We start from the raw sequence: 18943 nt of genomic DNA, 5'->3' as shown, positions 1-18943 counted from the left end.
TCCATCCTTGGGATTTACAAATAATCCGTAATCATCACTCATGCTGGACGCCTCCCCACTTTCACAGCCCATCTTCCATTTTCGTCATAGACTGTCATTCCGGTACCATCGACTAACACCCGACCTGCATCCCCAACGATTTTAAAATCTCCACTAATGAGTAGCTTGTTAAACTCAGCATCCCCTGTTTTAGCATCGATATTAAAGCCGACCTTACCGGGTACGTAGTTTGCAGAAGTCATTTTGTCAGTTACAACAACTTCGTTAAGCCATGCCTTGCTAATAAATGCTTCATTCATGAAAACTTGACCATTTTTCATGTATAAGAAGGACTCCATTTTTTCATTAACGGGGTTATAGAAAGCAAAGTTATTCGCATTGAAACCGATAAATGACTCAATTTTACCGTTTTTCAGTTCAGCGCTAATCACCATACCTGCTGCGTTGTACTTCTTGTCATCAACAACAATCGTGATATTCGTACTGTGCATCGCATAGCCTGCACCCTGTTCGAACTCAGCTTGCATCTTTGTATTGATTAACGCTTCCTGGTCTTTAAATTTTACTTGAAGCTGAGTTTGAGATTCTGCAAATGCGGAGTCTAGTTTTGCAATCGCCTTGCCTTGTTCAATAACTCCAGCTTGCACATTACTTATTGATGAGTTTATTTCCTTAACTGACTGAGAAAATGCACTATCTAAAGTCGCAATGGCTTGATCTAACTCCTTAACCTCAGTTTTTACACCATTAATCGAAGCATTGACTGTCGTGTACTTCTCTGCCCACGCTTTCTCACTGTCTGCGTACACACGCTTCAATTCTTTAACTTCGGCTCTAGACTCTCCGTGAAGAACAAGCAAACTCTCTTGAAGTTCATAGGTCGCTGCACTGTTAATTAATGCTGCTTCATTTAGCCATTCGAGCTTTTTATCTAATTGCTTCCCCGCCTCAGATGACATGAAATGTTCGTCCAATACAGGCATGATAGTGTCAACATCAAACTCAGACTCCCCGCGAACGAATGAAGTCCATTCCGATTCATTGCCTGATTTATCCACCAGCCTCGCTCGAAAGTAAAAAGCAATACCCGCAGCCAAGCCCGCTAACTCATGAGAACGCGAAGGATAAGGAACATCAGCAAGTAACATAAGCCCATTACCATCATTGGTTTTGCTGTACTGAATCTCAGTCTTTAACGTGTCGCTAGTGTTTTCACCAAAGCCCCAATCCAACTTAATACCTAACACGAGCGGAGATGCTCTAAAATTCACAGGTTTCGGCGGATTGCCCACCTTCCCTGTCAGTGTTGTTTCTGGCGCATTCGCCCAAATGCTGGAAATTTCAGACGCATTAATCGCTCTGACTCGCACTTGATATCGACCAGAATAAATCCCGTCAACCTCAAATCCCAGTGATGACGTACGCGGAACGTTGATCCAATTACCGTTATCACGGCGCCACTGCGCTTCATACGCAATCGCACTTCCTGGCGCTTCCCAACTAACACTGAGCGTAGAAAAGGCAATACCTTGATCAACCCTAGAATAAGAGGAGATTTTTACGTTTTTCGGGGCTGGCTGAACACTTGGGGGAATAACCGTAATAGGACGCTCATCAATGCGGGCGCCAGAATCAATGTGTTCATAATTGTCAGGGTTATGAATGGCGCCACTGATGGTGTAAGTGTTATCTCCATTATCGCTGATATTAATCACTCGATATAACTGGACAGCTAAATCATCCGAATCAACGACCCATACAGCCTCTTTTTGCGGTACCTGTGAGTATTCGACAGAAACCGTGACCACTTTTTTGTTTACCGAATTAACGGTTCGCCCTTCTGACTTCCCATCGGGCAAGTTGATGATCAGGCGGTCACCCGCTTTAATTGACGTGACTCTATCGAGTGTGATATTTCGACCATTCGCTGATGAGATACGCCCACCAGTATCACGACCCGCCAAGTTTGAATCAGCTACGGCAATAATATGACCAGGAGAAGGTATCGCCCCTTCTAGCCCAGTAGCAAAGGTGATCATGCGGTCATTCGCATTTGTGAGTAATGCCCAACGCCCGCGACGATTCGCTTCACTACGGCGCGTACACCCAATCGCGGACAACTCGGTTTTACGTACGCCGTATCGACGCTGAAGCTTTAGATCAGCAACTGCTTCAACATCATCATTACTGTGATTATCTGTATCAGTAAAAGATACCAGCGCTTGGGTATAGCGATTCTGGATACTGCCACCGGAATATGATGGCTTACCGCCGACAATATTGGCATTGGTGAACGTACGGAAAATACTGGATGGCATGTCTGCAACCGCATTCACTTTATTATCAGCCCAAAACGTCATACCGCGGAATATCGCCGCAATGTCACGCAGTACGGTGTAGGCTGATTCTTGTGATTGGATATACACATCACACAGGAAGCGGGGCTCTTTACCATCACCGCCTCGCCCATCCGGTACCAGTTCGTCACAATATTGTGCAATCTTATACAAATCCCACTTTTCAACCTGAGAAGACTGGATACGGTCACCGCAACCATAGCGATTATTGAGTACTAAATCATAAAATACCCATGCAGGGTTATTCGTTGCTGCCAGTTTGAAGGTGCCATCCCATACACCGGAATAGGTCCGATTGATAGGGTCATAATTCGTGGGCACTTTGACAAGTATCCCGCCTTTAGGGCGAGCGCTAATCTTGGGGATCCGCTTATTGAATTGACGGGCATTGAACGTTACAAACAGTAGCGCGGTATTGGGGTAACGCAGCTTTGCATCAATGACTTCCGTCACGGCAGCAATAGTCACTTTATCGGCAATACGGGCTGTATTCTGATTCTTAGTGAGCCGGCGAACACGCAATTGCCAACCTGTAGTGGCTTTGGGTAAATCGACACGATGGGTACGCTGATATTCACTTGTCGTTTTTCCATCGAATGCAGACTTAACTAGCTCTTTATATCCAGCCCCATCCGTGGATAAATCAATAGCGTAATCAATACGGTAGCCTGTCGTATCGCCGTTGTCATGCTGGCGCATTAATTGCGGTACCGAAAAACGAACACGAACAGCGGATAACTGAGTGTTGTTAATCATTCTGACATACGGCTGATCATCTTTCAGTTCCATCCCGACGGCGATATCATTATCCACGGAAGGAATGCCTTGAATGTATTCTTGTTGCTCACTGCCAGATCTAAACTCCCACGTCACACCCTCAAAATTTTTGGTACCGTCTAAGTTACCAATCGGTGTATCGTCGAGGAAAATACGGGTATCATCCAAACCACCGGCTATTTCACCCTCCGAAATCGCTAACAGAATTTTTGCGGTAGATTCGGATAGCAAACTGTCTTTTGATTCGACTGGCGTATGTCCGCCACCACCACCGCCTTTGGCACCGTATATCGTTTCCATATTTCACCCATAAAAAAGCGGCAATTAAGCCGCTCGTGTTAACGTGTTCGTTTTACTATTTCTGATCTTCGGTATAGATCCCCGCAGAGATAATTGCGCCGCCCACTTCTCGACGGTCTAATCCATATAAAAGCGGTACCGGATTACCTTGCGCTGTCGTATTCACGGCACCACCAAAGGCATAAGAAGGTTTATTGTCTGCATCTTGTCGCACTGATAGACCTTGTGGCTGAGGTGAAAGCATTTGTATAACACCACCCAATGCCATAGCAGCACCACCGAGCGCCAGTGCGCCACCGGCAAAACCACCAGCACCAAATGCAGCCCAACCCGCTGGGCCTAACATCATTGCCGCACCAATCATGGCCACACCTAAAATAGTCTGGAAGAAACCACCACGCTTACTGCCTTTGATTACTGGTGCGATGCGAATTTCTTCACAGGTATCAAGATGCAATTCATCTTCATCAATATTGCGCTTACCTTTAAAGACGGCAAATTCCAGCCCTTTCAGATGCGCATTGGCAAGGAACTGTTCGAATCCATCATAGAGTACCGATAACGCTTTAATCGCTTCACGCGGAGAATCGATAGCAAACCGATGTTCGCGACCAAATTGGGTACCCAAAACACCATAGAGCCGTATTGTTTTTAAACTCATGCCAACTCCTTGCGTCTCACAATTTTGACGGTGCGGTCACGCCAATAATCGCTGTAAGGAACAATGCGACTTAGCTGTCCGTACAAATGGTGAAGTAACATACCATTCACTATCACCCCAGCATGATTAGGAACATCAGCTTGCACTTGCATGATGACCATATCGCCATCTTTTAACTCACCAGAGAACTCAACAAAACCCGCATGCTGCCAGTTATCCATATACAGATTTTCACCACACTCCCACCAATGATGATCGACGCTGTAGTTATGCAGCTCTATCCCGTGAGTTTGTCGGTAATAATCCATAATTAGTGACCAGCAATCGGCATGACCTAGCACAAAGGGGCGCCCTTCTAATTCACGTTCTGCGCGAGGCTGAATAGTGCGAATGTCACCTTCTGGCCATGATGCTATTACCCATGGCAACCCCGTCGCATCACACTGCAGCTTATCAACTTCGCTCGGTTGAGATGTCACCCCATCCCCGCAATGACTATGCACAATCGCTATTGGATCGCCCCAATCTTCAGCGTTCGCATAATCTTCAGGGGAAAGTTCAAAGTGTTCTGTTGGATTATCGGAGAGGTTACGGCAAGGGAAGTATTTTGTGACTCGGCTTTTTTGGCAAATCACGCCACACGCTTCTTTGGGATATTCCGCTTTTACATGCTGAAATATCGCCTCCGTTAATTTCTTTGTGATCATCGTATTAATCCCGCTGCAGGGAATCCTCCAAAATCCAAAGGCTCATTCTCACCAAAGCGTTTTTTACAGTCGCTAATAAGTCCGCCGCATTTATCTAATGCCGGATCATCAACCGGCTCTCCACGCTCATCGAAATATTTATTACCCGTATAATTGCAACCTCGCCCACTTCGATAGTCACCTTTCATGCACCAGGAGCAGAGGTTATGGATTTGTCGAACGGGGATCATAATTCCCTGCAAATCAAACGGGCTAGATAACTCGAACTCAACCGATTCACCTGCCACTTCATTCGTTTTACAGTCAATGTAATAAACTTGCGTAAAGCACTCTTCAGGGTTCGCCGTAGGGTTTCCATCAGGAAAATTTTTAACATCGAGATAATGAGCGAAGGTTTCATAAATAGTGACTTTTGCCAGCGCCATATCATCAAACTGCAAACATAATGATGAAATAACACTATTGACGTTTGAGACTCTAAATTTCGGTCTAGCTTGCGCACCGTCACTGTTTTTGGACATTCCGTCAATTTGATAAGGGTGCGCCCCATATTCATTGCCTTGCCACCAGATAGAACGCGGGGCAAGTTCATCACCTGCCTCCTTAAGCTCTTTTTCGGTATAACGTAAATTATAGGCATGAAAGCGCAGAATAGGACCATCAAACGCACTGGCATCCACTTCAACTAACTGTATTCGACTGCCCGGCTCCAGCATTTGAACGTCTGCAGTTATTTTCATGAGCTAAATGCCTCAATAAATGTCGTCGTTAATGAATATTTACCGCCACCCAGCGCATTAGGTTTGTATTGTTCGCATCGAAATAACCCTTGTGGTCGGAGTGGTGGTTTCCAAATAAAAGACTTATACCCACCATGGCGATCAAAAAAGGCAATAATCTGTTCGATCATTGCCTCTTCACCCACAAACTCAAGCTGCCAACTATCAGAGCGGTTGTTTAACCCATCCCCTGCGGTTTGTGTATATCCATCACCGAACTGGGCTTTTTTGACTCTGAATGTTGTATCACTTTGCGCATTAATACGGGGGCACCAAGTGAACGTTTCTACCATACAGTTTACCTTCTTCTGTTAATTAGCTGCCAAAGCGGCGTTCCCTCTCTCGATGCCTGCTCATTGACGGTGTTAACAATTTCATTTTTGAGTTGCTGTTTAGCACCACTCACGTCACCTATTGGCTGCTGCTCTTTAGATCCATCACTAATCAGGTTGATATCACCAACATCGATTTTGATAGCGTTATTGGAAGTGATGGATGTAGTGCCATTTTGAACATTTTCCAAGCCAAGAACGCGTACGCCTAATGAACCATCAGAGCTTCGGGTTAAAGGCATGATTGCTTCAGGCCCAGCCTCCCCCATCAAACCAGCACCTTTCGCGAAAGCAAACATGGTTGGCGAGTTAACAATTTGCCCACTGTAAGAACTTAAGCTAGGTGAATCATAAACCCCCCCTTTCGCATTAGGGACAATGGAGCTAATTAAGCTTCCAAATCCCCCACCGAAATAACTCCCCGCCGCTTTCATTGATTGAACAAGCGCCATATTAATAAGAACCTTATCAATACTTTTCAGGACGTCGATTGCCCAGCTTTTCCAGTCGGCTTTATTGCCAACCAACATGTCTGAAATGTTATTCACCATCCCTGACATTGCAGATTGTGTTGCGCTTGCCGCCTGCCCTGCGTAGTTGCTCGCATCATCAACCCAGTTTTCCAAACCAGCTTTAACGCCAGAACGCCAATCAGCTTCAGCAAGAATGGCTTCCTTGTATTTTTTATTCAGTGCGTCCAAGGCATTTTGTCGAGCTAATAAAGCCTCGGTACCGCCATCCGTTTTACTGAATACCCGCTCAACTTGCTGGCGCTCCTCTTCGAGACTGCGGCGACGATTGCCCATACCCACAGTACTTCTGGCTAAGGCTGCATCATCGTTATATTTGCGCGTTGCGTCCTTCAGTTCTTTCAATGCATCCGTCATTTCACGCTGCTTACGCACGGCTTCATCGGCTTTTTGCGTCCATTCCGCCAGCTCAACTGCAGATGATTGTATGGATTTTCGCTGTTCATCCGTCCACTTAGATCCGGTTTCATGCGCAGCGGCATAAAGTGCAGCTGCTTTTTCCCCCTGCAAGGCACGAACACGCTGAACTTCAGTCGCAACGGTAAGATCGGCTATTTTATCTTTGTAGCGCTCAGTGACGCGGTCAGATTCTTTTGTCAACGCGGCACCAGTCTTGAGGGATTTATTCATCCGCTCACGCTCATCAAAAGCTTTCAGCCTATTATTTATATAGTGCTCACGATGGGTTTTATATTCATCTCCAGTAAATCCAGCTTTATCTAACTCCCACTCACTACGCTGCTTAACTTGATTACGCTGACTCATGCTAGATAGCTGACGCTCGCGTTCCGCATTAAGCATCATTTCCTTTTGCTCATCATTAAGCGATGCAGGAAGTGAACCTGTCGACATTGGCGCTTGCGCTAACAACTGCCTATTTGACAGTAGGTTATTACCTATTGAAAGTATCCGGTTAAATTCCGACTCTTTGGCTATTTCTTGCCCTAATAAAGCTAACTTACTATTAGTTAAGTTATTTCTATGCTCATTCAGCCTATTGGAAACAGAAACTGTATTTTGCTGAGTTTGCTGCATATTTAACAAGCGCTGCTCTTCAGCTTTTAATTGCTTTGTTAATTCAATAGCTAAAGATAGTTGTAATTGTTGTTGTTCGCTGGTGAATGTGTCATTTTCTGAATTTTTATAATGCCTCTCTATTAGATTTTTATAGTTTTGAATTTTATTCAGTTGATCTTCTATGCTTCTTGTTTGAGCCTTGATCGAGTCATCAGCTTTTTTTGCCTCATCAGAGACTTCCACTAATGACATACTTTTTGTTCTAGCTGCTATATCATCTAATGCATTAGCATACTCAAGCGCTGATTGATGCGCCGCTTCTTGCTGTTGCTTGACTGCATACCATGCACCAGCGCCCAGCATAATTACACCAGGCAACCCGCCAACCAGAGACAGCAAGCTTTTAGCGCCAGAAATTACCGCACCACCAACCATACGAAATCCATTCAGCGCTTTTCGTGATGCAAGCAATCTTTCGTTAGTTACAATCTCTTGATTGCTTAGAGCGACTAGTGCCTTGGTATTTTTCTCTAGCTGTCTATCAAGTATTAGTCGTTCCTTGTCCGTTGCTGCTACCATCTTTTTAGTCACTAATGATTGACGAGTATCGAGAAGCAACTGCCTCTCATCTTTGATTCGCATCTGAGTGACTTCAAGAGTTCTCACCTGCTCCTTGTTATAATTAAGTTGTGATAAGTATCCATTAACAGTTTCTTTAGCTAAATTTTTAGTATTAATAGAAAGATTTCCGAGATATCGAGAAAGTCCAATTCCAATAAGTGCATATCCAGCAAGAGCAACCTTATCAAAGTTATCTCCCAAAAAAGCTAATTGAGCGGACATAGTGCGTGTTATCCCCATGCTGCCATTTAGCTCACCAAAGTAAGATTTTGCTGAGTTTGCTACACGAGTAAAGCCATCTTCAACTGTATTATCCATAGAATCAGCAAGCGCATTATTTGCCTCTTTTGCACGGATCACGGCATCGGCAAATAGCTTCATCGAGATACCACCATTCATGGCGAGTTTTTTCACATCGTTTTCAGTGACTTTCACTCCACCGCTGGTACGTGATAATTCAGCAGCGATATCACGCAGTACCGTTGGCATAGAATTCATCACAGAATGCCAGTCATTGCCGCTTATTTTGCCGTTTACCATTGAGCGGCTTAATGCAGTAGTTGCTGATTCAGTTTGTTGAGCGCTGGTTGCATTAGCTGTAAAAATAGAAGAAAGTGATTCAATATAATCAATAGTCTGAGAGGTGTTATAACCTAACTCTTTCATTGAGGTAGCAGAGCCAACATATAGTTCTTGTGTGGTTTCTATTGATTTACCATTACGGTTACTGACTGATAAAAATCGCTGCTGAAGCTGCTCATAAGATTTAGTTGATCCCTCTACCGAATTAAGCGACATTTTTATTCGTGCCGCCATTTGTCCCCAGCTATCTACAGTAGAGATCATTGCCGATGCTGAAAAAAAGCCAGCCATAGCGCCAGCCATTCCTCTTGCGGTCATAGCAACACTTGTAAGTTGATTATTTATTTCCGCCAATGCCTTTTTCTGCTGAGTTAATTCCTGTCGCAATTGACGGCTACCACTGGCCGCATTTTTATAAAAATCATTGCTAATTCGAGAAGCTTTACTAATTTCCGCCTGAAAACCTGACGAATTAGCAGTAATCTTTAAGATTAACTCACGTAATTTAGACATTTTCGTCTCCAAAAAAAAAGACCGCCTAGGCGGTCATCATTTATTGTCTGTCGCAATATTTGTTCCATCTATCAAAACTGACGTATATATCAAAATCAACATCAGTCACACTGATAATGTTTTTTCCATCATTAACCACTAATGCGTAGTATTTTCTATATTCATTATTATCATCTTCTGCATGATCTAATTTAATAACGTATCCACATACTGCCCCTGTGTATTTTTCGTACCCACGATCCGTATAAAAAGAACTGTAAAATTTAATATCTGATGTTCTGTATTCTTCCTTTAGCAACTCTTCTGTTTGTTTTACAAACCTCTTTGAATCAGTATTACTAGAACCTAACTTATCAAAAAGGAATGGCGACAGTAGGACTGCAGTAAAAATAATAAAGGCGATGACAGTTTTAATTAATGCCTGTTTCATTTAAGTAATCTCATTAATAAATTAATGATCCTACTATATAACTATTCAGACATACTGCTCAACCACGCCTTCAACGGATCCTGTTTATTCTCTGGTTCATTTGCGGCAACAACCTCATAATCCCAAACAGGAATAAGCTCACTAACAGACACTTTTGCACCCGCTGCATTTAACACTGCAGTTGCTACCATTGCCGTTTGAATATCACCACGACGATCCCCAATAGGACTTACCTTGTCGTATGCCATCCACATTCTTAACTCGCTGGCATCCATGTTATGGGTTAATTCAGTTAAGGTTTTCCCTAAACGGAGTGCCAGCGTCATTAAAAAGAATGTTTCCGGTTCTTTTACTTTTTTTCAGCCTCAGTGGCTGAAATAGTTAATGAAAAAGCTTCAGCCAATAAACGAGCATGTACTGGACCATACGTTTCCATAAGAGCCTGTTTATCTTTATCGGTGAATACTGGGCTACCATCTTCTTCACGAAGAATATCGATAAACAAAATAACATCGCCTTCAATATTGCGAAGCGATTTTTGTGTTGATGTGAGCTCCTCCCCATCCTTTCCACTGACTAAATCAGTGCAAGATAAGCGCGCCTTAATCGATGGCTCTCTAATTAATACATCAATGCCCCACTCTGCAACGTGGACTTTTTTGCTACGAAAAGCCTGATCCGCATTAAGCGCCAGCGTTCGTAAACTTGGTTTCTTCGCCATTATTTTTTACCTTCAACAATAGGGGCTGATTGTGGTGCAGGCTTAACAATTTCACCGTTCTTAATCGGCACTGTTTTACCTTTTAAGCGTAGAGTAAATGTTGCAGCCACGATGCCGTTAGTCGGTGCAGACCATGTGTGCTGGCGAACTTCAGCAAGGAATGCATAACCATTACCGGATGGGAAGATGACTTTGAAGGCATGCTTCGTATCTTCTTCATAGGCTTTACGTAATGATTCTTGCCCATCGTCATCCGCTGAAAAGTTGGCATTGATAGAAATCTCTGCCGCTGCAGGTAAACCGTTAATCGTTTCCTGTTCTTTAGAACACAGTGTGGTTGTATCCAGATCCGTTTTCTGACCACCTGTAAAGCTAGTTTCTTTAGTCGTACAACCTAAAGCCAGAAAATCAATTGCGTCGCCTGAAACATCTTCAGCAGGTAACTTTGAAATAAATAAATTCGTACCTTGCGATTTTTCATATTTACTTGTCATATCAGTTTCCTATAGACATAAAAAACCACCCGAAGGTGGTTGATGGAGTTAATGAGGCGTTAATTCCAGACTTGGCATTCTAGGGTAGCCCGATAAAGTGCCGTATCAGGCTCATAGCTTGGCTTTCTGGTAATGTTGGTTGGGCTTAAAGGATGAATGGCCGTGAGCGCTTTTGATAAAATGTCGCCAGCTGTATCTGGGCTTTTGGCATAAACATCAATTTGAATATTGGTCATGGTTTCTGCTTGACCAGAGAATACATCACCGTCAACTTCATAAAATGAAAATATCATCCAAGGTGCTGTAATTGATGGATTATTCTGAGGAACTACATAAGGAAACGTTTTTTCTGGCAAGACGGGATCCAGAAGTATAAATAAATCAGCTTCTTTCATTTACTCAGCACCTTATCTATTGCTTCATCAAGCTTCGCAATGGCTGCGCTGGCGGCTTCATCGGCTTTACTATCAAATGCAGGTCGAATAAACGGTACCGGTGGCATCGTTGAAGTTCCTTCCTCCAAAAATCGCCAGTAATAAGCATTGCGCGGATCCTTAGCTTTCATCGAGTTGTCGCTATTGGTACCATCCTGATTACTGCCACGAACATAGACGCCAGCTGAAACCTCACCCGATTTCCGGCTGCGCTGACTACTGGCCACAATGTTTCTTTTTAACTTCCCAGTTCGTACTGGTGCATTAGCTCTGACCTCATCACGCAGAACAGCTGCGCCCGCATAGGTCGCTTGGCGCAAAACTTTATTACTCTCAGCTTTGCTGAGCTCATCCAGATCCTTGGCAATATCAAGGAAGCCACTAAAATCAATATTACAATCATCCATCAGCCTTAACCCCCTGCTTGCACAGCAATTCAAGTCGAGTGTTTTTCACATCAGGAATAACGGACTGAATATCATAGTTGAGCCCGTTAAAAACCATGCGGCAGGTTGAATTAATATCAGAACGAAAACGCATCCAAACACGAACTGTCACTTCGGACATTTCCGCACCTGACGCAAGCAGCTCACGACCTGATATTGGCTTAACTTCAGCGCGTGTCGTAGCAATATCAACCCACTGATTTTCACGAGCGCCAGAGGGCAATTTAACCAATTCACTACGCTGGAAAGTTACTTTGTGACGCAGTCTCCCCGGATTCATTCTCCACCTCGCCAATTTCGATGATGAAACAATAAACGCTCAGCTGCTTTGTTTTCATACAACTGGATTTCGCTTTGGCTCGTACGATGCTCAAACATATCACCGAGAACTAATAGTGCCGCCAATTTAACGGGATGAGGGATATCTTTGGGTGCTTTCCATGCGGGTTCATCACACCATTTTAGGCAATAATCCAAAGCACTCTGAGCATAAAATGTAATCTGCTCATCACGATCGTTATCATCATATTCAATGTGCTGCTTTAACAGTGAAAGCGGAATAACATCTAAGATATCCATGTAAGTAATACGGGGCAGTTACCCACCCCGACCTTATTATTTAGTTGACTTACCTTCCGCGGTAGCAAAGGAACCTTTGATGATGGCTTGAGGACGATAATGGGCCAACGCTAAGCGCTCTTCACAAAGAATGGTTAGCATGTTTTTCACAAAGTTATCACGGTCTTCACGGCTAACTTCGATAGTAGCATCCATGCGATCCCATACTTGGGATGCTAAATCGAACGCACCAACCGTAAACTCCCCTTGTGCTTGTGCTTTTGTTGGCACAACAGGTAAGCCCCACATCACATTAGAGGTAAATGCTTGAGGGCCACCGAAGATGTAACGGCCTTCTTTATCTTTCATTAACGCAATGGTGTGCCAGTCGCGCGGGTTTAAAATAATCCCCGATGCACTAAATTCAGACTCTGTTACCTGATAAATAGCATGGGCGATCAAGTCAGCTTGTGTGTCCCCTGTGGCATTTAGCGTAGTATCGTACGCTGTGGCTACTTGGTTAACACCTGTCAGGTTATCAGCTGAACCATCACCATTAAACAGTTGATTTTCTTCAACTAGCGCTAAGCCATATAACAAACGGGTATTCAAGTAAGACTGAAGTTGCGCCGCATCGTCCATAACTTGGCGTGACGCCTGAATCCAGTGTGCGATAGTGATCACATTAGTAGTTTGTTTTTCGAAAGTCAGGTCAGATTCAGGTTTTTGAGCCTTTTCTTTCACTGGTGCCGCGCTATTGGTAAACAGCTTTTCACGCACATATTCTAGCGAATTACTGGAAATGCGACCTTGTGCTAACAAATCACGAACGACCAAACGGCGCATGCCCGGCATAACAATGCCCGGCACTTGCATTGGCTGAATTAATGCACCTGCTGAGCCCGCATCACTACCCAGTGACTTATTGAATGTTTTAACTTCATAAGCCCCTGCGCTACCATTCCATGACTTAATGAGCTCTTCTGATGCACGCTCAGAAAAGTCTTTTTTAGCATTTGGATCATCAGCGCCCGATGCGCCTTTCTGCTCTAAATCAAACAGGCGTTCACCCGCTTTTTTCAGTTCGTTTTGAACCGTGGTTAAATCGCTCTGTAACTGCTTTGAAATGGTACCTGTTTCTTCAATTTGCTTCTTCTGCTCATCAAATAACTCTTTGACTTTAGTTTGCGAATCTTCGATGGCTTTTTGAATTTGGGTTAAATCAGACATAATTTATCCTTTCAGATTAAATGAATTAATTTGGTTAATAATGGAATCTACTTGAGATTTTTGAGTGCCATCGGACTCACTCCGAATAGCTGATTTGAAGCGAGAGATAAAACCAAGCGCCTCTGATTTTGATAGACCCACTGACTCTCTCAGCCAATCTTCAACATCACGAATAGTGGACAGGCCATCAACGCTTTTTAGTGACGAGACTTGTGCCTGTTCATTAGCAGGAAAAGTACAAATACTGATTTCCCGTAGCATGGAAATGTTTTTAAAAATACGACCGGAGGAAGTCACATCGAAATCCTCACGAACGCAGCCAAAACCGACTGACATACCTTCAACAGTACCGTGTTTCATAGCGGCTTTTAGATCTTGGGCGCCACTATGACCAGGAGTAAGTTGACCTCGAACAAGTAGACCTTTTGAGTCTTCCTCCATGTGATCCCATTTACCGACAGGCAGTTCCCATGCGCGATGGTTATAAAACATGGCGACTTTGCGTTTTTGGTTTGCTAGCACACTTTTGAATGCACCCGGCAAAATAATGTCGCCGTCTGAATCAGTATTACTGAACACTGAAGCATACCCTTCAAAAATACCTTGCGTACCATCGCCAGAGAATTTGATCTCCGCTTCATCAAAAGCGAGTGTTTTTCTGATATCGGACATTGCGCCCCCATAAATAATTAAGCCCCACTTTCGTGAGGCTCTTTGCTAAGTTGATTAATTGGTACATATTGCGCTTGTCGGTATGCAACATTGCCCCCTTCAAGAGGTGGGTAGTTATCAAGTCGCCGCATTTCATTGATAGTACGCAGCCCTGATTCTCCCATCGCTTTCATAAATGCTGCGCGGGAAGCGGAGTCACCTCGTAGCAATCCATCTAAATTATGTTCGGCATGATATTTACCAACATCACCGGGCTTTAAAAGCCATCGCGCTATACAGTTTTCCCAGCGGGAGATATATGGTTGCAAGGTATATTGAAGAAAACCTAAGTTTTGTTGCTCAATCCCCGTCCCCCAGCTTGTTGATTTTTCAACATCACCAACCAAATGAGGAGGGACGCCAAAAAATCGAGCAAGTTCACTAACCTGAAACTTACGAGAAGCCATAGTTTCAGCATCTTGAGGGCTCACACCAATATCGTCTGCCTTGAAGCCACCCTCTAATATCCACAGCCGCTTTTTAACTGGCCCACCCGCTATTTCTTTGAAGTTTTCTTCAACCTGTGTTCGCTGCTCTTTACTTAAAACTTTATCGCCAGTAGTGAGTATTTTTGGAGACTTAGCGCCATTCGCATAAAATTCACGCTGCTGATCTTCCATTGCCACGGCAGTTCCTGCCGTTTTACATGCATGTGCAATTGGAGACAACCCCACTAACCCATTGAAACCAAATCCTTTTAAGTGGAATATTTCAGAGTGTTTAAACTTTGCAAACTCCTTATCTCTTTGATATTTATAAATAAGTTTTTTCCTTCCATTCTCACATCCATATTTGCTGAAAGGAGTGGAAGCAAACTGATCACATCACCGGAGCGATTACGTTCAGCCAAAGCATAAGAATTACCATAAAAACAAAGTTGCATGGTCATTGCTTCTCTGAATTCTTGGGCTGTCATATATTGGTTTGGTGAATAACGAAGTAAACGCGCTAACGGATTACTTAAGTCGACTTTAGCTCTATTGCCTGCCTGATCTGTTTCAAAAACATCGAGTGGCAGGCAAGCCGTTAATGTTGATATCAAACTGACGCAGCGCCAAACTGTCGATATTTGCAGTATACGTTCATCGGTTATCGAGGAATCACCCAGCGTTCCTTGAGCCGAAACAGGACCCGTTTGCGAACCTTGATCGGGAGTGACAAGCCTCCCTCCAACAAAGAAGGAAGCCAGACGTGCAAACCAACTATTGTTAGTGCGCAAATCGATTGAATATTGTTTATCTGTCATCACATACTCAGTGGATTAGAGAAAAAATCATCAAGGTTGCCATTATCATCAACCTCACCCTCGGAAGCACCGATTGCCATTGCGGAAGCCACAACACCATCGATACGTCCCGTACTCTTCCTTTTCGCAAATATGCGGTTTTCCTTCTGATCGGCTTCCGTTACGGCTGATGCCGCATTCCACCGCAAACAGGGGTTTGCATGAATAACGATGACCCGGTCATCAATCAACCCTTCGAACAATTCAATTGAGTGTGGCATCCACAAGCCAGAATCTTTTGCCTTGTAATAACCTTGCCCATGAGGAACCAAAGGAACGGTGACTGCAGCCTCATCTAATTTAGGCTCTAAGTATTTGATTCTATATTGGTCAAATGCAATGGTGAGCAGATTCACGTGTGTTGTTATTTCCGCAATACGCTCAGCAACAAACTCATATTTAACTGCATTACCAGGAGGAGTATGGATAAAACCTTTTCTGGCCCACGCGTCATAAGGAACGCGGTCAGTTTTAGCCCTATCCATTAAGGTGTCTTTTGGTGTCCAGAATTCGACATACAGATATTTGATCCGAGGAAAATAAAGCGCTAACGCGGTTAAATCTCGTGTTCCTGATAAGTCGAGCCCGCCATAGCATTCCTCGCCTTGCAAGTCCTCCAATGTGAATTCTTTCTCACAACTCATCCATGTATCACCATTGATCCATGGATTATCTGCATCCACCCACTGGCAAAAATTAAGTCGCCTCACAATACTTTCTTTAGCAGGCATACCTTGAGCTTGAGTCACTTGTTCCCGTAAATAACGGTCAGTGAAGGTATAGCCTAAAGAGGGATTAGCTTTTCCCCAGCACGATTCATCCTTAAAAGGATCGTCACCCTCATCAAGTGAGCAGATATAAGAAAAGAAACTATCATCTTCAACTGAGCCTTCAGCGACTTTTCGACCGTATTCATGGTAGTCATAACACACGCTAGTTTTGTCATGGCCACTGTTGGTGATCATGAATATCAATGCCTGTCGTCGCCCTTTAGTACCGGCTCGCATCATTTCAACGACATTGTTGTTTTTATGCTCATGAATCTCATCAATGAGTGCGCAGTGAGGACGAGGTCCAGACTGCCCGTCATCAGCGCTAATTGGTCTAAAAAACGAGCCTGCCTTTAAAAAGGCTAAGTTCCATTCTTTTCCTGCGCCGCCCGACTTCATGACCCGTTGGCTGAGTGCCGGTGATTGGTCGACCATTGCAACCGCATCACGAAATAAAATCATTGCCTGATCTTTTTTGGTGGCTGCCGCATAAACCTCAGCGCGAGGCTCACCGTCTGCAACTAAGCAGTAAAGACCGACACCTGCTGATAGCGGTGACTTTCCTGAGCCCTTTCCTGACTCGACGTACACCATACGAAAACGACGGGTACCATCTTCCATTTTCCAGCCGAAAATGGAGCCAATAACAAAGCATTGCCATGGCAATAAAATAAATGGCTTACCCTCGTGCTCACCACCATTAAGCTTTAGCACCTTGGCAAAAAAATCAATGGCGCGCTGAACAGCTTCAACGTCCCAAACTAAACCCCGCTGCTTGGCTTCATTCAAATCTCTTAAGTGTCTTGCACATGAGTTTCGGATATCAGGACCAGCAAGAATTTTTCCATCGCTGACGTCTTGAGCATATTGCGTTGCGGGATCAGCCGAAGAACGCGTTGAGCGGGTCTTCCTCTTCTTCTCCACCATCGATTTTCACCTTTGAGCGAGCAGCCGGAGTTAAACCGAACTCGACTAAATAACTTTTGAAGCGACGATCCGCATCACCCAGCATGGCTACGGCGGGGTGCGCTTTAATCAGAAAATCACCCAATTGGGTTTTCGTTGTGTAAGTGCGACCTTCAATCGCTATCGTGTCGCGCAGTTGAAGAATATCAGCGTAGATATCGCAAAGCCTTTCCAAAGCCAAAGAATCAGCAATGGTTAAAACGCCCATGCCATCAAGTAACAAGGTTAATTTTGCCCACGCTATTTTACCCCAATCCGTTAAGTGTTCAGGTGGGCTTGGAATTTCGCGCCGGGGTTTAGGCTCTTTGTCGTTGAGTTTTCGTTTACCCGGATTACCAGTAACCAATTTCAAGTTGGTCGGTTTCGGGCGCCTTCCTGCCATCGGAACCTCCCAGAAAAAACTTTTCATTTCGCGGTTGTGCACGTTAATGACCACGGTCGGTAATTTAAGGCAAAGGTTTTGAACTTTTACCCCGCCCCCTACCTTACCGCTAAGACTTCAAATGAATATCAGGTGCATCAACAGCCATTTCGTTATCACAGTTGAATGTAACGATTATTTTTACTTGCTTAATCACGCCATCAGTCATGGGTAATTCAGTCGATATTTGATTACTCAATAGCTGACCATCAACACTTAATGCATGACCGACAAATCGACCTCCACGAAATAACTTGGATAATTTCACCTGCTTAGTTTCAGTCATGCTATTTATTCCAATGTGAATTAGGATCAAGTGGTATGCCATCTTCACTACAACCGACAATAACACCGCTCTTCTCCATGCGTTGCTTGGTTGAGTTATGGTGGGGCTCACATAAGCTTTGGAAGTTCTTTTTATCCCAAAAGAGCTTTTGGGCTTTGGCTATCCATTCGGCATCACCGGATGTGAGCGCATCTCGTAGTCGGTGCGGGGTGATGTGGTCAACAACTGTCGCTGCCGTAATGCGCCCTTGCTCTTTGCACATGACGCACAAAGGATTCTCATTAAGAAAGCTAAGCCTGACCTTCGCCCATCTGCCGCCGTAAACATTGGGTCTCTTCATATCAAGCAAAGCCTGAACTGTTACGCAAGGCATCAATAGAAAGCTGTCGAATTTTCTCGCCAACCACCTTACGTTCAGCTTCTTGCACTCGTGCTGCCTCTTCGAGTTCTTGCTTAATTTTATGAATAACATCTGCCGATTGCAGTGCTGCATCACAAATAACATGGCCCACTATAAGCTTGGAATTATGACTACACTCAAAATGTTCAGCAGTAAACCCTACTAACTCGCCAGCATCTTTCGTGTAATCACCACTGATAACATAGTGCTCATAACCAGCCTTATCAGCCCATGTGTTATCGGATGAAACGGTCCCAATGATATCTTGGTTAATCTTATTGATTTTATTGAGTAGCTCGACAGGCTTAGTGATGCAATCCAGATCCACTGATTTGGTATTTACGGCATTTTCATAAACTATCATTCCAGATGCAGCCATCCCACGAAGATCCATATACAGCATCGTTCTATTTTCGATTAGCTGGGATATTTTCTCCTGCAAACTAACGCAACGACCTATCGCTTCAAAATTAATTTGCTTATCTGACATAACTTTCTCCACAAATGAAAAAGCCACCAGTGATTAGCTGATGGCTATAAACCTTTACAAATATAAGGTAGCTATTATGTAGGTAACCGCGTACTGTTGCCGCGTTGAAGTATGCTTTAGCTTTG

At 44.0% G+C, this 18943-nt stretch carries 21 protein-coding genes and 1 pseudogene; all 22 read right to left on the bottom strand.

Features of this window, described 5'->3' with window-relative positions; all coding sequences use genetic code 11:
- Positions 1 to 38: 38 nt before the first annotated feature.
- Complete coding sequence (locus tag PR795_RS02570; RefSeq protein WP_272516632.1) at positions 39 to 3434, bottom strand: host specificity protein J; 3396 nt, start codon at positions 3432 to 3434, stop codon at positions 39 to 41.
- A gap of 55 nt (positions 3435 to 3489) precedes the next feature.
- The gene (locus PR795_RS02565) at positions 3490 to 4095 is read right to left on the bottom strand and encodes a tail assembly protein (protein ID WP_272516631.1); all 606 of its coding nucleotides are present in this window, start codon (positions 4093 to 4095) and stop codon (positions 3490 to 3492) included.
- On the bottom strand, positions 4092 to 4802 hold the full coding sequence (locus tag PR795_RS02560) for a C40 family peptidase (RefSeq protein WP_272516630.1): 711 nt from the start codon (positions 4800 to 4802) through the stop codon (positions 4092 to 4094). Before PR795_RS02560 ends, PR795_RS02565 begins: the two co-directional genes overlap by 4 nt.
- Complete coding sequence (locus tag PR795_RS02555) at positions 4799 to 5542, bottom strand: phage minor tail protein L (RefSeq protein ID WP_272516629.1); 744 nt, start codon at positions 5540 to 5542, stop codon at positions 4799 to 4801. Before PR795_RS02555 ends, PR795_RS02560 begins: the two co-directional genes overlap by 4 nt.
- Positions 5539 to 5874 carry a phage tail protein gene (locus PR795_RS02550; protein WP_154633087.1) on the bottom strand — a complete coding sequence of 112 codons (336 nt, stop codon included), beginning with the start codon at positions 5872 to 5874 and terminating at the stop codon, positions 5539 to 5541. The genes PR795_RS02555 and PR795_RS02550 overlap by 4 nt, the downstream gene beginning before the upstream one ends.
- Before the next feature lie 5 nt (positions 5875 to 5879).
- On the bottom strand, positions 5880 to 9176 hold the full coding sequence (locus tag PR795_RS02545; RefSeq protein ID WP_272516628.1) for a phage tail tape measure protein: 3297 nt from the start codon (positions 9174 to 9176) through the stop codon (positions 5880 to 5882).
- Between the two features lie 40 nt (positions 9177 to 9216).
- Entirely contained in the window at positions 9217 to 9606 is a 390-nt protein-coding gene (locus PR795_RS02540; RefSeq protein ID WP_006661554.1) for a hypothetical protein, read from the bottom strand.
- Between the two features lie 41 nt (positions 9607 to 9647).
- The gene (locus PR795_RS02535) at positions 9648 to 9932 is read right to left on the bottom strand and encodes a phage tail assembly protein T (RefSeq protein ID WP_272516627.1); all 285 of its coding nucleotides are present in this window, start codon (positions 9930 to 9932) and stop codon (positions 9648 to 9650) included.
- A 23-nt stretch (positions 9933 to 9955) separates the two neighbouring features.
- Entirely contained in the window at positions 9956 to 10327 is a 372-nt protein-coding gene (locus tag PR795_RS02530; protein WP_272516626.1) for a phage tail assembly chaperone, read from the bottom strand.
- Complete coding sequence (locus PR795_RS02525) at positions 10327 to 10821, bottom strand: phage tail tube protein (protein WP_272516625.1); 495 nt, start codon at positions 10819 to 10821, stop codon at positions 10327 to 10329. The genes PR795_RS02530 and PR795_RS02525 overlap by 1 nt, the downstream gene beginning before the upstream one ends.
- A gap of 59 nt (positions 10822 to 10880) precedes the next feature.
- The gene (locus tag PR795_RS02520) at positions 10881 to 11216 is read right to left on the bottom strand and encodes a hypothetical protein (RefSeq protein WP_272516624.1); all 336 of its coding nucleotides are present in this window, start codon (positions 11214 to 11216) and stop codon (positions 10881 to 10883) included.
- Positions 11213 to 11662: an HK97-gp10 family putative phage morphogenesis protein gene (locus PR795_RS02515; RefSeq protein ID WP_272516623.1), complete on the bottom strand. Its 450-nt coding sequence runs from the start codon at positions 11660 to 11662 to the stop codon at positions 11213 to 11215. The genes PR795_RS02520 and PR795_RS02515 overlap by 4 nt, the downstream gene beginning before the upstream one ends.
- Complete coding sequence (locus PR795_RS02510) at positions 11655 to 11981, bottom strand: phage head closure protein (RefSeq protein ID WP_272516622.1); 327 nt, start codon at positions 11979 to 11981, stop codon at positions 11655 to 11657. The genes PR795_RS02515 and PR795_RS02510 overlap by 8 nt, the downstream gene beginning before the upstream one ends.
- A complete protein-coding gene (locus PR795_RS02505) occupies positions 11978 to 12280 on the bottom strand; it encodes a head-tail connector protein (protein WP_272516621.1) in 303 nt (100 codons plus the stop codon). The genes PR795_RS02510 and PR795_RS02505 overlap by 4 nt, the downstream gene beginning before the upstream one ends.
- Positions 12281 to 12316: 36 nt before the next feature.
- Complete coding sequence (locus PR795_RS02500) at positions 12317 to 13489, bottom strand: phage major capsid protein (protein ID WP_272516620.1); 1173 nt, start codon at positions 13487 to 13489, stop codon at positions 12317 to 12319.
- Positions 13490 to 13492: 3 nt separating this feature from the next.
- On the bottom strand, positions 13493 to 14161 hold the full coding sequence (locus PR795_RS02495) for an HK97 family phage prohead protease (protein ID WP_115164394.1): 669 nt from the start codon (positions 14159 to 14161) through the stop codon (positions 13493 to 13495).
- A 17-nt stretch (positions 14162 to 14178) separates the two neighbouring features.
- Positions 14179 to 15446: pseudogene (locus tag PR795_RS02490) on the bottom strand (phage portal protein).
- Positions 15446 to 17182, bottom strand: a complete 1737-nt coding sequence (locus tag PR795_RS02485) for a terminase large subunit (protein ID WP_272516619.1) — start codon at positions 17180 to 17182, stop codon at positions 15446 to 15448. Before PR795_RS02485 ends, PR795_RS02490 begins: the two are co-directional and overlap by 1 nt.
- The gene (locus PR795_RS02480) at positions 17136 to 17603 is read right to left on the bottom strand and encodes a phage terminase small subunit P27 family (RefSeq protein ID WP_154633159.1); all 468 of its coding nucleotides are present in this window, start codon (positions 17601 to 17603) and stop codon (positions 17136 to 17138) included. Before PR795_RS02480 ends, PR795_RS02485 begins: the two co-directional genes overlap by 47 nt.
- Positions 17604 to 17712: 109 nt before the next feature.
- Positions 17713 to 17928: a hypothetical protein gene (locus PR795_RS02475; protein ID WP_272516618.1), complete on the bottom strand. Its 216-nt coding sequence runs from the start codon at positions 17926 to 17928 to the stop codon at positions 17713 to 17715.
- 1 nt (position 17929) lies between these two features.
- Complete coding sequence (locus PR795_RS02470; RefSeq protein ID WP_272516617.1) at positions 17930 to 18268, bottom strand: HNH endonuclease signature motif containing protein; 339 nt, start codon at positions 18266 to 18268, stop codon at positions 17930 to 17932.
- A 1-nt stretch (position 18269) separates the two neighbouring features.
- On the bottom strand, positions 18270 to 18818 hold the full coding sequence (locus tag PR795_RS02465) for a hypothetical protein (RefSeq protein WP_272516616.1): 549 nt from the start codon (positions 18816 to 18818) through the stop codon (positions 18270 to 18272).
- Positions 18819 to 18943: the final 125 nt, after the last annotated feature.

It is taken from the genome of Providencia sp. PROV209 (assembly GCF_028479485.1).
GTDB classification, from domain to species: Bacteria; Pseudomonadota; Gammaproteobacteria; order Enterobacterales; family Enterobacteriaceae; genus Providencia; species Providencia alcalifaciens.
The sequence above is the reverse complement of the archived record's forward strand: the minus strand, read 5'-3'. Positions and strand labels throughout refer to the sequence as shown.